14 protein-coding genes are annotated in these 13449 nt (G+C 37.0%); 11 read left to right on the plus strand and 3 right to left on the minus strand.

The features are described 5' to 3' along the window. The first annotated feature begins 9 nt into the window (after positions 1 to 9). From P256_RS09240 to truA, 10 genes are all read left to right on the plus strand, one after another. Entirely contained in the window at positions 10 to 1905 is a 1896-nt protein-coding gene (locus tag P256_RS09240; protein WP_023273417.1) for an ATP-binding cassette domain-containing protein, read from the plus strand. Between the two features lie 362 nt (positions 1906 to 2267). Further along, positions 2268 to 2600 (plus strand): darcynin family protein, encoded by a 333-nt coding sequence (locus P256_RS09245; RefSeq protein ID WP_023273418.1) that lies wholly within the window; start codon positions 2268 to 2270, stop codon positions 2598 to 2600. 331 nt (positions 2601 to 2931) lie between these two features. Beyond that, positions 2932 to 3054, plus strand: coding sequence for a hypothetical protein (locus tag P256_RS13450; RefSeq protein WP_023273419.1), 123 nt, complete (start codon positions 2932 to 2934; stop codon positions 3052 to 3054). 204 nt (positions 3055 to 3258) lie between these two features. Next, complete coding sequence (locus P256_RS09250; protein ID WP_023273420.1) at positions 3259 to 3648, plus strand: tautomerase family protein; 390 nt, start codon at positions 3259 to 3261, stop codon at positions 3646 to 3648. Between the two features lie 87 nt (positions 3649 to 3735). Then, complete coding sequence (locus P256_RS09255) at positions 3736 to 4671, plus strand: LpxL/LpxP family acyltransferase (RefSeq protein WP_023273421.1); 936 nt, start codon at positions 3736 to 3738, stop codon at positions 4669 to 4671. Between the two features lie 224 nt (positions 4672 to 4895). Continuing rightward, positions 4896 to 6014, plus strand: a complete 1119-nt coding sequence (gene asd / locus P256_RS09260; RefSeq protein ID WP_023273422.1) for an aspartate-semialdehyde dehydrogenase — start codon at positions 4896 to 4898, stop codon at positions 6012 to 6014. Positions 6015 to 6122: 108 nt separating this feature from the next. After that, positions 6123 to 7160 (plus strand): type IV pilus assembly protein FimV, encoded by a 1038-nt coding sequence (locus P256_RS09265; RefSeq protein ID WP_023273423.1) that lies wholly within the window; start codon positions 6123 to 6125, stop codon positions 7158 to 7160. A 49-nt stretch (positions 7161 to 7209) separates the two neighbouring features. Next, entirely contained in the window at positions 7210 to 8358 is a 1149-nt protein-coding gene (locus P256_RS09270; protein WP_023273424.1) for a hypothetical protein, read from the plus strand. 55 nt (positions 8359 to 8413) lie between these two features. Beyond that, a complete protein-coding gene (locus P256_RS09275; protein ID WP_023273425.1) occupies positions 8414 to 9388 on the plus strand; it encodes an asparaginase domain-containing protein in 975 nt (324 codons plus the stop codon). An 18-nt stretch (positions 9389 to 9406) separates the two neighbouring features. Next, on the plus strand, positions 9407 to 10204 hold the full coding sequence (gene truA, locus P256_RS09280) for a tRNA pseudouridine(38-40) synthase TruA (RefSeq protein ID WP_023273426.1): 798 nt from the start codon (positions 9407 to 9409) through the stop codon (positions 10202 to 10204). Here the strand turns inward: truA and P256_RS09285 are convergent. After that, a complete protein-coding gene (locus P256_RS09285; RefSeq protein WP_023273427.1) occupies positions 10201 to 11220 on the minus strand; it encodes an AraC family transcriptional regulator in 1020 nt (339 codons plus the stop codon). The two genes, truA and P256_RS09285, sit on opposite strands and share 4 nt — an antisense overlap. Before the next feature lie 202 nt (positions 11221 to 11422). Between P256_RS09285 and infA the strand changes: the two genes are divergently transcribed. Beyond that, positions 11423 to 11644: a translation initiation factor IF-1 gene (infA, locus tag P256_RS09290; RefSeq protein ID WP_004718087.1), complete on the plus strand. Its 222-nt coding sequence runs from the start codon at positions 11423 to 11425 to the stop codon at positions 11642 to 11644. Positions 11645 to 11702: 58 nt separating this feature from the next. Here the strand turns inward: infA and leuB are convergent, their stop codons facing one another. Together leuB and P256_RS09300 are read right to left on the minus strand one after the other, a co-directional pair. After that, on the minus strand, positions 11703 to 12794 hold the full coding sequence (gene leuB / locus P256_RS09295; protein ID WP_023273428.1) for a 3-isopropylmalate dehydrogenase: 1092 nt from the start codon (positions 12792 to 12794) through the stop codon (positions 11703 to 11705). Positions 12795 to 12868: 74 nt separating this feature from the next. After that, on the minus strand, positions 12869 to 13447 hold the full coding sequence (locus P256_RS09300; RefSeq protein WP_040332104.1) for a hypothetical protein: 579 nt from the start codon (positions 13445 to 13447) through the stop codon (positions 12869 to 12871). Positions 13448 to 13449 lie beyond the last annotated feature (2 nt).

Below are 13449 nucleotides of genomic sequence, written 5' to 3' on the forward strand. Positions count from 1 at the left end.
GGAAACATTATGGCCTATATTACTTTAAGGGATGTCCAACTTGCATTTGGTGGGCCTGCCCTCCTCGACGGCGCAAATTTTACATTAGAACGTGGCGAGCGAGTATGTTTAATTGGACGTAATGGCGAAGGTAAGTCTACTTTACTCAAACTTATTGAGGGAAGCCTTCATGCCGACAATGGGGAAGTTTTGATTCAAAATGGCTTAACTGTTTCAATGTTAACCCAAGATGTACCGATGGACTCAGGCAAAGTTGCCGATATCGTCGCTGAAGGTGCAGGTGAAGTTGCTCACGTACTGCAACAGTACAATACTGCAAGCGATGCATGTGTATTGGGTGACATGGAAGCTTGTGAACGCATGGGTGACTTCCAGCACAAGCTTGACCAAATGGATGGTTGGACGCTTGAAAACAAAGTTAATACAATTTTAGGTAAAATGGGCTTAGACCCGAATGCCGATTTGGCAGATTTATCGGGTGGTCGTAAACGCCGTGTACTTTTAGCACGCGCACTACTTACACAACCAGATATTTTACTACTTGACGAACCAACTAACCATTTAGATGTAGAAAGCATTGAATGGCTAGAAAAATTCTTGCTCGAACAAAACAATCTTACGCTACTCTTTATCTCGCATGACCGTTCTTTTGTCGATCACCTTGCTACACGCATTGTCGAACTTGACCGCGGTACATTACGTAGCTTTGAAGGCAACTACTCTCGTTACCTCGAGCTTAAAGCTCAGCAGCTTGAAGCTGAAGAAAAGCAAAATGCGTTGTTCGATAAAAAACTTGCAGAAGAAGAAGCTTGGATTCGTCAAGGCATTAAAGCACGTCGTACCCGTAATGAAGGTCGTGTACGTGCATTAAAATCATTGCGTGAAGAATCTAAAGCAAGACGTTCACAGCAAGGTAAAGTCAATATGGGCGTACAAGAAGCGCAGCGCTCAGGAAAACTGGTCTTTGAGATTGAAAACCTTGGTGTAGATTACGACAACAAATCACTCATTAAAGGCTTCTCTACCGTTGTGGTACGTGGCGATCGTATTGGTCTTGTGGGTGACAACGGTGTAGGTAAAACCACACTTGTTAAAGCCATTCTTGGTGAAATTGAGCACCATGGTGAAGTGAAAACAGGTACACAGTTAGAAGTGGCTTACTTCGACCAACTGCGTAACCAGCTTGACCTTGAGAAATCTGTTTCAGACAACGTGTCAGAAGGTTCAGACTTTATTGATATTAATGGTCAACGCCGTCATATCTTGAGCTACTTACAAGACTTCTTGTTCTCTCCTGAGCGTTCACGTACACCTGTAAAAGCACTTTCTGGTGGTGAGCGTAACCGTATTCTATTGGCGAAGCTTCTACTCAAGCCTTCTAACCTCATTGTTATGGATGAGCCAACCAACGACCTAGATATGGTAACACTTGAGCTACTTGAAGAAATGCTTGCTGAATATAAAGGCACGTTACTTCTAATTAGCCATGACCGTGCATTTATGGATAATGTTGTTACATCTACATGGGTATTTGATGGTAAAGGACATATTCAAGAGTACATTGGTGGTTATCAAGACTATCTTGCTCAACGTCCTGAACTCAAAATTGAAGCTGTGAAGAAAGATGCACCAAAAGCCAATGCATCGGATAAATCTGCGCAGAAGAAAGTTAAACTGAGCTATAAAGATCAACGTGAGCTTGAGCAACTGCCACAAGAAATGGAACAACTTGAAGTAGAACAAGCTGAACTGACTGAAAAACTTGCTGATGGTTCTTTATTTATTAAAGATGCAGACGCAGCAACAAAAGCAAGTCAACGTCTTTCAAAAATTGAAGAGCTTTTGTTAGAAAAGTTAGAACGTTGGGATACATTAGAAAGTATGGTAAAAGGTCATACTGAATAAGTCTTTTATATATTATAGCTGGCTCATTTGAGCTAGCTATAATAATCTCTACAATATACCTATATGAAAATAATAATCCCAAATTGGTTTAGAAAATTTATCATATTTTATAATATTCTTTTCGGTTTATGTATAGTCGCAAGCATCTATCTTTACCTTACAGATATTTATAATCACCAACTGATGCTTTCTGAACATATAAAAATGCTGAAACAAATCAGTATATTTTCTTTATTTTTTATATTAGGTATAAACTACCGTAAAGTCGATTTATTTATTCAAAAAAAATGGTCAAGCCTTTAACTCATTTTTAATACTTGAATATCAATATATAATTCCTGTTATATATAAAATGAAATATAATGAATATTATCCAAATTGTTCTCCTTGAGTTTTATCCATCTTGGCTTGCACTTCCACGTGAAAGAAGACGTGCCTATGCACAAGGGCTTGAAGAAATTATTGCAAAACACCCTGATGTGAAGGTACGTTTTTGTGACTCAGAAGCATTTCCGGGAAGTAATTTTACAGACTTTTTGATCTGTGAAACTGAGAACTTAAAGTCTTATCATTTTATGTGGGAAGAAATTCGTGACTCCACTCCCTATACACAGGGTTATTTTAAAATTAAAGATGTGATTATGGGTGCAGAGAATGCTTTCCAAAGTTATGAAAAAGAAAATCTAAACCTCTAACTCCTACTCTAAAACAGAAAACTATAATTTATAGTGGGGGTAGCCTCACTATGAAACTCCTTACTTCCTCCTCACTTCATCTCCTAAATAACGTTAACATCGCACCCAAGAGCTTAAAAAAAATCAAGCAACATATTGTTTTAAAAAATAAATTAAAATATTTTTTATTTTTAATATTAATTTAATGTTAACAATGTATGCAATTATATGTATACTTTATCAACAAGTAGCATTACTCATGCTTTACACATCTGCTTAATTTTTTAATAAGCAAATAGCTCTCCTACTAATTTTAAAGACATAAATTAGTAAAACTCTATAAGGAAATGATATGAAATACTTAGGTATGGTTGTACTAATACTTGGCATTACTGGCTGCACAACTACACATAACGTATCAGATCCAACACATGGAAAAGGTGGATTTATTCCTCACGATACAAACAGGTCTTAATCTGCGTACCAATGCTAAAGTGGTTAGAGCTTAATTTTACTCTAGCCATCATGCGTAATCGAATCAATATAATTTAAATAAACTATAACTCAGCGATATAATATTTTTTATTGATAACTACAGTATATTTATCCACCCCAAATACACTCTTTTAAAATAAATATAAATCATTTAATATTTTCTGCTAAATACAGGATATATAAAATGTCACAAATTAAAATTTACGGCTTAATAGATACAATAAATAAATATAGGGAAACCCTTTCTTCAGCAATACATCAATCTCTCGTTGAAAGTTTAAACTATCCAAATGAAAAAATTTTCCAAAGATTTATAAAGTTTGAACCTGAAGACTTTATTTTCCCAAAAGACCGCAGTAAGAACTACCTTATTATCGAAATATCTATGTTTGAAGGACGTTCTAATTTTGCCAAAAAGCAATTAATCCAATCTCTATTTAAAAAGATAGAAATGGATTGCCATATTTCACCTCAAGATATTGAAATAACTATTTTTGAAACCCCATTAGAAAATTGGGGTATTCGAGGTAAAGTTGCCACAGAACTGACGCTTCACTATAAAGTAGAGGTTTAAGCTATAAAATTCATCATTTTGAATATCAACCCCAAAAGTATATCGTGCTAAAATCACGCTCACTTTAAACTGGTTCATGACACGTATATGAGTACGCAAACTGACTATATTCCGGGTAAATTTTATTGGTCTTTTTTATTACCAAAATATTGGAATGTATGGATTTCCATTTGCCTACTTATGTTATTGGCCATTTTACCTTGGTCAGTCCAACGTCTAATTTCTCATGGACTTGCAAAACTTGCATGGACACTTTTAAAGTCAAGAAGAAAAACGACTATACGTAATTTAGAAGTCTGTTTCCCAGAATGGTCAGAAGAAGAAGTCTATCAACAAGCACAACAAGTCTTTGTCGACATGATGCTTGGAACATTTGAAACGCTCAACGCTTGGTATAAACCCTATTGGTTTAAAAACCGTGTGACGATTGAAGGACTTGAACATATTACGCAAGCACAGGCTACAGGAAAAGGCGTTTTGTTACTTGGCACACACAGCACCTTACTTGATGCAGGTGGCTATATATGTTCACAATACTTTGAACCCGATGTTGTTTATAGACCCCAAAACAACCCTCTACTCGACTTAATTATTTACCGTTGTCGTGCCACTATTTATAAATCCCAAATAGACCATGATGATATGCGGGGTCTTATTCGTCACTTAAAAGATGGTGATGCAATTTGGTATAGCCCTGACCAAGATTTTGGTTTAAAGCAAGGTATTATGGCGCCTTTTTTTAATGTACCTGCTGCAACTGTAACAGCACATCGTCGCTTATTAAAAATTTCGAAAGCTGTTGCAATACCACTTTATTTTTATCGTTATGGCAGCGAAAAAAATCCGAAATACCACATTCTCATTGAACCCATTGTAGAAAATTTACCTTCTCAAGATGAATTAGACGATGCAACACGTGTAAATAAAATAATTGAAACACAGCTCCGTATTGCACCAACACAGTACATGTGGTTTCACCGTCGTTTTAAAACACGTCCTGAAGGTTACGATCACATCTATTAATAAATAAGAACTACCTCAAAATACTTTTATGGCTTAGCAATTCTCTTTGCTAAGTCTTTTAAATTCATCATATTTTTCTACATGTATCTCAACATTATAAAAACTCATCTATTTACTTAAAAATTATCGTTTTTTTCGACGATATATCATTTGCACTTAAAAATATGTTTGGTACACTCAAAGATCACATTTAATTTTTAAACACAGCACCGAGGCAAAATGACATGAAAGTAGGTCTGGTCGGTTGGCGTGGGATGGTTGGTTCTGTCCTTATGCAACGTATGGTTGAAGAAAATGATTTCGCTCACATCGAGCCATTTTATTTTTCTACCAGTAATGCAGGTGGTGAAGCCCCTGCTTTTGGCGGTAAGACCGCCCCAGCACTTATGGATGCAACAGACATTAAGAGTCTGAAGCAAATGGATGTTATTATTACCTGCCAAGGTGGAGACTATACATCATCAGTGTATAGCCAACTCAAAGAGACTGGCTGGAAAGGTTACTGGATTGATGCAGCATCTACCCTACGTATGGCAGATGACTCAGTTATTATTCTAGACCCTGTAAACTCAAACGTAATTAAGAATGCACTAACTAAAGGTACAACTACATTTGTAGGTGGTAACTGTACTGTATCTCTTATGCTTATGGGCTTAGGTTCTCTATTCCAAAACAACCTTGTTGAATGGATGAGTGCCATGACTTATCAAGCAGCTTCTGGTGCAGGCGCACAGAATATGCGTGAGCTACTTACAGGTATGGGTTATCTATATAACAATACAAAATCATTACTAGATGATCCAAAGTCAGCAATTTTAGATATTGACCGTCAAGTTGCAGAATTACAACGCGACAACCAATTCCCTAAAGCAAACTTTGGCGTTCCTCTTGCAGGCTCACTCATTCCGTACATTGACAAACAGCTTGAAAATGGTCAATCAAAAGAAGAATGGAAAGCACAAGCGGAAACCAACAAAATTTTAGGCAATACAAATATCATTCCAATTGATGGTCATTGTGTTCGTATTGGAGCAATGCGTTGCCACTCTCAAGCATTAACCATTAAATTGCGTAAAGATGTGCCTTTAAATGAAATTGAAGACATGATTGCACAATCAAATGAATGGGCAAAAGTGATTCCAAATACACGCGAAGCATCTATGCATGACTTATCGCCTGTTGCGGTAACAGGTACACTTTCTGTTCCTGTTGGCCGTCTGCGCAAACTAAATATGGGTAAAGAATATTTAGGTGCATTTACGGTAGGCGACCAACTTTTATGGGGTGCTGCCGAGCCATTACGTCGTATGCTACGTATTCTAATTGAGCATCAATCGAAGTAATAATGCAAAAAGCTGGTCAATGTGCCAGCTTTTTTTATAAACAGTTTACATTCCGTTAACATATCGCTACATTATAGCAGATGCCTATTTTTTGTTTAGTAATGCGTAATGACGACTTACCATAAACTTACCTATGCCATACTTTGTCTTGGTATGTCTCAACTCGGTCATGCTCTTACATTTGACCAGCCTCAAATTTTGTCTACAAAAGCTCAACTTTTGTATATGGAAATTCCATTTCATGATGCAACCACCCAACATATACAAGTAGAAGTTGCAAATGATGATGACCTAAAAAGTTTCGATGCATTACAAGCTGAGATTACAGATGATCTGAACATATTTATTCGGTCAACAGGCCCGAATAACGGCATCATTACGGTAACTTCGTCACAACCTATTCAAAATGATCATGTTCGTTTTGTATTAAAAACAAAAGATGGAAATGGTCAGTATCTAAAACTTATTGACCTACCATTTAAAGTCAGTTCTACACCTACAACACAACCAATACATTCAAATTATAGCCAAATACAAGATCAGCCACTTATACCAATTACAATTAGCAGCGAAAGCCAAATTAAGAAACTGCCCCAATTATCAAATAATGTAAAAAGAAATCGCGTACAAAAATCAATTGTCATACCACAGAAACAACAACATACTAATATCGCATCAGGAAATACGTATACTGTTAAACAACAAGATACTTTATGGTCTATTTCTGCACGTATTGCACAGCAAACAAATCAATCGATTTACTCAGTAATGCAGCAAATACAGCAAATGAATCAGCATGCTTTTATTCGAGGAAATAAAAACCTCATCAAAAAAGGTGCAACTCTTGATATAAGCGAAATCAAAAACATTAATACTCTCTCTCAGAACTCAAATACTGAAATGACTGTTATTGCAGATAAAAATGCAAATAGTCTAACAACCAGCAATGAGCCATTTTCCGCAAAACATAATAAGCAGCAACTTGCGTTACAGCGCGAAGAAGTCTCGAGTTTAGATAAAGAGGTTGCACAGCTTGAACAAGGCTTGCAAAATAAAAATATAAAGCTTGAGATATTAGATGCTAAACTAGCTAAGATTCAGCAGTTGCTTCAACAGCAAAATGTGCAAAAACATGCAGCAGAATAGAACCTGATTTTTTCTCAGATTCTTTAAAATTTTATGGGGTATTAATACTATGTTGCTTTATATCATTCCAGTCCTTCTAATTTTGATCGTTGCACTCGTTATTGTAAGAAAACGCAATAATACTGAGGCGCCAAAAACGCAAGCTAGAAAACCCTCCGATATAAAAAAAGTAAAAGATACTCAACCGCAAGCAGCTCCTGAGCCTGCTAAACCAAAAGCAAGTGCGGAACAATACAGTCAAATTGAATCGCTTATCGAACAAAAAAACTATTCTGCTGCTGAAGCGTCAATTAACCAATCACTCAATGCAAACCCTAAACAACAAAACCTCTATTTATTGCTTTTGGATATTTACCAACAGCAAGACGATGAGTTTGCAATTAATCAGTTAATGAGTCAATTACGTTCATTAGAACTATTTGAAGCACTAAATGCTGTTAAAGATAAAAATAATGCTCATAAAGAGTTACAAAAGCAAAAAGAGCAAGAAGCTCAACAGCATGTCGAAATAACGCAGACTGCCGCAACTACTAAGACTGAGCAACCGCAGTCAGCACCTGTAAGTAACCAAATTAACCATGAAGAGCTTCTTGGAAAGTCAGAGCATTTTTCAGAAAAGAAAACTGAAAATCAAATTAACCATGAAGAGCTTCTAGACTTACCAAATAAACCACAAGAGAAAGTAGCTTCTCCTGAAACTGCAAAAAAAGAGGAGCCTAAAGAGGACTTACTTCCTTTAGACTTCACATTTAGTACACCGCAACCTACAGAGAAAAAAGAAGAACCTACGACTACACCTGCAAAGACAGAAGAAGCACCAGCGCTTAACTTTGACTTTAAAGCAGATGAGCCTAAACAAGAAGTAAAAGTAGATACAAATACATCAACAGATAAAGCTTCTTTTGATAACATTCAAAAAAGCACTTTACAGTTAGATCCAGTTGATATTGTACCTGCGCAAACAGAACCCAAAGCTGAGATTGTACCGCCAACTGCTCAGAAAAAAGATATTCTAGCTGAAGCTTTTCCTGAGCTAAAATCGGTCAATGAAAATACATTAAATATTGACCTTGCTGAACAATATATTAAATTTGGTGAAACACAACGTGCAAAAGTACTCTTAACTCAGCCTAAAGAAAGCTTTTCGGCAGAAGAACAACAAAGAGTAGATAATTTATTAAATAGAATAGCTTCTTAAGTCGCTTCGTTTTAATATAAGCAGTCATTCTTGGCTGCTTTTTTATTTTATATTTATGGAAAAAACTGCATTAATTTATATGGGCGGGACATTTGGCTGTGTTGGGACACCTTTAGAACCAATGTCAGAACATGAATTTATCCCTAAATTACAAAGCCTATTACCCAAAGAATATATCCATAGTACAGATTGCTTTGCTGCCCCACATATTATTGACAGTAGTGCATCTACAGCAGTCGAGTGGCTTCAAACTGTTAAATTTATCCAAGACCTACAAACACAATATAATCAGTTTGTTATTATCCACGGTACAGATACGCTCAGTTATGCGAGCGCTGTTTGCTCATATTTCTTGGCTCAGTCATGTTGCACGATTCTTACAGGCAGCCAATATCCATTATTAGATGTAGATGGTATAGAAACTAGAGAAGAGACCGATGCATTTAATAATCTAGTCTTTGCGCTAGAACAAGTTAAAAAGTGCAATCAAGGCGTGTACCTCGCATTTAATCAGCATTTATATTATGGTCACACTGCAATAAAGCACCATACAACAGCACTACATGCTTTTGAAGGCATTTCATCAGTTACAGAAACTGCCAAGCATGTGACTACTCCGCATCATATTACAGAGCACGATATCAAACGATCTAGACAGCTTAATATAATGAGTTGGATGATGCAGCCGATCTCCGTAGAAAACTTAGCAAGCAATTTAAATTTGCTACTAGCAAACCCACCACAATTTTTAGTTTTACAAGGTTTTGGTACGGGAAATATTTCTACAAATCAAACTATTGTTCATTTACTCAAACAATTACGCGAAAAGAATTGCTTACCTATTTTAACGACTCAAGTGACTTTTGGAGCAATTGATCAACGCTATGCTATTAGTGCATGGGTTAAAGATGCACAAATCATTGCGACAGATACGCTAGGTCATGCAGACCTATATGCAAAAATTTTACGATTATATTTGAAATATGAAACAGCAGATCAGTGCTACTTACATTGGTCTGATGCATCGTAAATCGTTTTGAGGTTATATATGCAACGCTATGCAATAGGTATTGAATTTTGTGGAACGCACTATCGAGGGTGGCAAACTCAACAAGAAGGTGTTCCTAGTGTCCAACAAACCTTAGAAGAAATTTTAAGTAAAGTCGCTAACCATGCAGTTCAATTACATGGTGCAGGACGTACAGATGCACAAGTGCATGCAACGAATATGATTGCACATTTTGATAGTCCATCAGAGCGTACAGATCGTAGTTGGATTATGGGTGTAAATAGCCAACTCCCTAAAGATATATCTATTCAGTGGATTAAACGCATGGATACAGAATTCCATGCACGTTTTAAAGCAATAGCAAGACGTTACCGCTATGTCATTTACAATGCACCACAACGCCCTGCATTGCTCAATAAGCAAGTCACACATGTATATCACGAACTAGATATACCTAAGATGCAAGAAGCTGCCAAGAAGTTTGAAGGTACACATAATTTCGAAAGCTTTCGTGCAGCAGCGTGCCAATCTAATCAGCCCGTGCGCCATGTCAAACACTGTACACTTACCCCCCATGGCCCATTTTTAGTATTAGATATTCAAGCTGATGGTTTTTTACATCATATGGTACGCAATATCGTCGGCTGTTTATTAGAGGTTGGGCAAAACTGCTATGATGTCGAGCATATCGATACCATATTTGCTGCACAAGATCGGAAAGCTGCTGGAGTAACTGCACCTCCCGATGGTCTATACTTTATACAAGCCTATTACCCTGAACAATTTCAGTTACCCAATATTGCACTTGGGCCACAATGGCTAAACTGGCCTATTTAAATAGACGGTGGGCTTTGTTTACGCTTCCTATATTCAATAGGTGTTTCATTGGTCCATCGCTTAAAAGCACGGTAAAAAGTACTCGGTTCAGCAAATCCCGTTAAAACTACAATTTGCTCAATACTTTCACTACTGTCTTTAAGAAGCCGCTTAGATAAACGACACCGATACTCGCCTAAAAGTTGCTGAAAACTCGTATTTGCTTCTTGTAATCGGTGTCTAAGCTGACGTGCACTCATTCCCAAATCTGTCGCAATCATTTCAAGCGTAATTTCACCTTGCTTTAAAGACCTTGCAATCACTGCACGAACATCATCAATCAAATCATAATATGTCAGCTCTACTAATTTTTTACTCGCAAAACCTTCATGCAAATGTAGAAGCTCAGGTTCAGCTTGCCATAACTGATAGTTAAGAATTTCAGTATCAAAATATAGACGTGTTTCAACTTGTCCTAATGAAACAGGACAGTGATAAACACGCACATATTCGCTCGCTTGTGCACCCTCTCTAAAGTCAAAATCAATTCGCTTTGGCTTAAATGCACCATCTGTCATAAATTTAAAAAACTGAATAACACCAAACATCGCACATTCAGAGAAATGGCGATTCACTAAATTATTAGGATGTGGCTGTTTATTATTTTTTAAATAGCATTCATTCCCTTCTACAACTAATGTTGCTTGAAATGCATCACTAATTAACCGTTGGTAAGGTAAAGTACGTTGTAGACCTTCTCCAAAAGATGAGCTACTCACAAACAATTGCTCAATAATCTGCCCTCGAAATAAGGGTAAATGCTCACCAAGATGTAGACCAATATCTGCATCTTGACTCACTGCAACCATCTCTTTCCAAAAAGAATACTGTGCTTGTTGTGGTATTCTTTGATATACGCCCATCTGCTTTTGCATAAGATGTGTATTTTTAAAAATATTTTCTACAGGCAAGCCTGATCGACAAACCGCTTCATAGGCAAGACGTATCACTACGGCGCCATCTGTTCGTTGATTCACAACGATGATCCTTATTTATTATCATTATTTCATCTAGCTTAGCGATTATTAAAAAAACACTCAATGAGAATGTGTGTATTTATTGCAAACTTTTGGCAAATACCGTACGTATATTTCTTTTGATCGGCTATGGGCTTGCTTGTTTTTAAGAAGTAATTTGTATATAATTTGCGCCTTGTTAATTCATTCATTCAGGTAGGCTATGGCCAATAAAGAGGAACTAATTGAGTTCGAAGGCGTTGTCACCGAAACGCTTCCTAATACAATGTTTCGTGTCCGTTTAGAAAATGGTCATGAAGTAATCGCTCACATCTCAGGGAAAATGCGTAAGCACTATATCCGTATTTTAACTGGCGATAATGTAAAAGTTGAAATGACACCTTATGACTTAACGAAAGGTCGTATCACTTACCGTGCACGTTAAGTATTAGTCGAAGCAAAAAAGCCACTCCGATTGAGTGGCTTTTTTTGTCATAGCACTTTTATTTTAATGTACGATTTAATACATCTACAACAGCCTGCCCCATTGCTTTTGTACCTACTTTTGTCATTCCTTCAGACAAAATATCAGCCGTTCTTAACCCTTGATCTAATACTTGACCTACTGCATCTTCTATCGCTTTCGCAGCAGTTTCTTCTCTAAATGTATAACGCAACATCATCGCGACAGACAAAATAGTCGCCAACGGGTTTGCAATATCTTTTCCTGCAATATCTGGTGCAGAGCCATGACAAGGCTCATACATACCTTTTCCATGCTCATCTAAAGAAGCAGATGGCAACATCCCAATTGATCCCGTAAGCATTGCTGCTTCGTCAGATAAGATATCGCCAAATAAATTACCTGTCACAATCACATCAAACTGCTTCGGTGCACGTACCAATTGCATTGCTGCATTATCTACATACATATGTGAGAGCTGAATATTTGGGTAGTTTTCTTGCTGTTCTTGGCTGACTGTTTGCTTCCAAAGTTCAGTCACCTCAAGAACATTCGCTTTATCTACCGAACATACTTTCCCACCACGTAGACCTGCTAAATCGAATGCAACTTTTGCAATACGCTTAATTTCAGATTCAGCATATACGTCTGTGTTATAGCCCTGCTTTTCACCATTTTCTAACTCACGAATACCACGTGGCTGTCCAAAGTAAATACCACCTGTAAGCTCACGTACAATTAAAATATCTAACCCTGCAACAACCTCAGGTTTTAAACTTGAAGCATCTGCGAGTTGTGGATACAAAATTGCAGGACGTAAGTTTGCAAATAAATTAAGCTCACTACGAATTTTCAATAAGCCACGCTCAGGACGTATTGAACGTTCAATCTGATCCCACTTTGGCCCACCAACAGCACCCAATAAAATTGCATCTGCTTTTTTGGCTTGCTCACTGGTTGCTTCTGGGTACGGCTCGCCATATTGATCAATTGCGACCCCACCAAGCAAGCCATGTTCCCACTGTAGATCTAATTTAAATGCATTATTTACTGTTTCTAATACTTTTTCTGCAGCTGCAACAATTTCAGGGCCAATTCCATCACCCGCTAATACAAGAATTTGTTTTGACATAGATATTCCAAAATTAAAGTTCAGTCATGAGCTATATATCAAAACAAACCATGAATAGCATTTAGATATACAGATCAATCATTTTTTTGTTCAATAAACTCACCCAATCCATTGAGCACATTATAAGGCTTACAAAAACGACGAACTGCTTTGTCATTTTCAAGCAACTGTACACATAACGGATCTGGTACAGAAACACTTAATAAGCGATTTGAACGTTTTACACGCTCTCTATACATCACAAACTTATAATGCTTATTTGGCTTAAATTGTTGGATAACATTTATTTTTTCTGCCCGATCTAGAGAAATCGGATAAAAACGAATAACAACTTCATGTTGTTGTGCAGGAAGTGCTAGAAAAATTGCATTTGAACCAAATGTCGATTTATCTTTTAAACGTACATAACCTTTTTCAATGGCTTCGCTACGAATAAGATGTGTAGACTCATCTACAACCATGACATTATCTACACGTTCAAATTCACAATTTATTGTTCCTTCACACTCCACTATGACTGTCGATGCAGATTCCTGCTTAGGGGCTTTAGAGCGAATGTTTACTGTTTCTATTGCATGTCTCATGGTTTGACAACCTGTCAATAACACAATACATATTCCAATAAACGCACCCTTACCAATGATTTTCTGCATGA

The sequence above is a fragment of the Acinetobacter nectaris CIP 110549 genome (genome assembly GCF_000488215.1).
Taxonomy (GTDB): Bacteria; Pseudomonadota; Gammaproteobacteria; order Pseudomonadales; family Moraxellaceae; genus Acinetobacter; species Acinetobacter nectaris.

Coding starts and splice junctions, on each gene's coding strand:
- truA (WP_023273426.1), top strand. CDS start 9,407: ATGCAACGCTATGCAATAGGTATTGAATTTTGTGGAACGCACTATCGA.
- asd (WP_023273422.1), top strand. CDS start 4,896: ATGAAAGTAGGTCTGGTCGGTTGGCGTGGGATGGTTGGTTCTGTCCTT.
- P256_RS09265 (WP_023273423.1), top strand. CDS start 6,123: ATGACGACTTACCATAAACTTACCTATGCCATACTTTGTCTTGGTATG.
- P256_RS09245 (WP_023273418.1), top strand. CDS start 2,268: ATGAATATTATCCAAATTGTTCTCCTTGAGTTTTATCCATCTTGGCTT.
- P256_RS09300 (WP_040332104.1), bottom strand. CDS start 13,447: ATGCAGAAAATCATTGGTAAGGGTGCGTTTATTGGAATATGTATTGTG.
- infA (WP_004718087.1), top strand. CDS start 11,423: ATGGCCAATAAAGAGGAACTAATTGAGTTCGAAGGCGTTGTCACCGAA.
- P256_RS09275 (WP_023273425.1), top strand. CDS start 8,414: ATGGAAAAAACTGCATTAATTTATATGGGCGGGACATTTGGCTGTGTT.
- P256_RS09240 (WP_023273417.1), top strand. CDS start 10: ATGGCCTATATTACTTTAAGGGATGTCCAACTTGCATTTGGTGGGCCT.
- P256_RS13450 (WP_023273419.1), top strand. CDS start 2,932: ATGAAATACTTAGGTATGGTTGTACTAATACTTGGCATTACTGGCTGC.
- leuB (WP_023273428.1), bottom strand. CDS start 12,794: ATGTCAAAACAAATTCTTGTATTAGCGGGTGATGGAATTGGCCCTGAA.
- P256_RS09255 (WP_023273421.1), top strand. CDS start 3,736: ATGAGTACGCAAACTGACTATATTCCGGGTAAATTTTATTGGTCTTTT.
- P256_RS09270 (WP_023273424.1), top strand. CDS start 7,210: ATGTTGCTTTATATCATTCCAGTCCTTCTAATTTTGATCGTTGCACTC.
- P256_RS09250 (WP_023273420.1), top strand. CDS start 3,259: ATGTCACAAATTAAAATTTACGGCTTAATAGATACAATAAATAAATAT.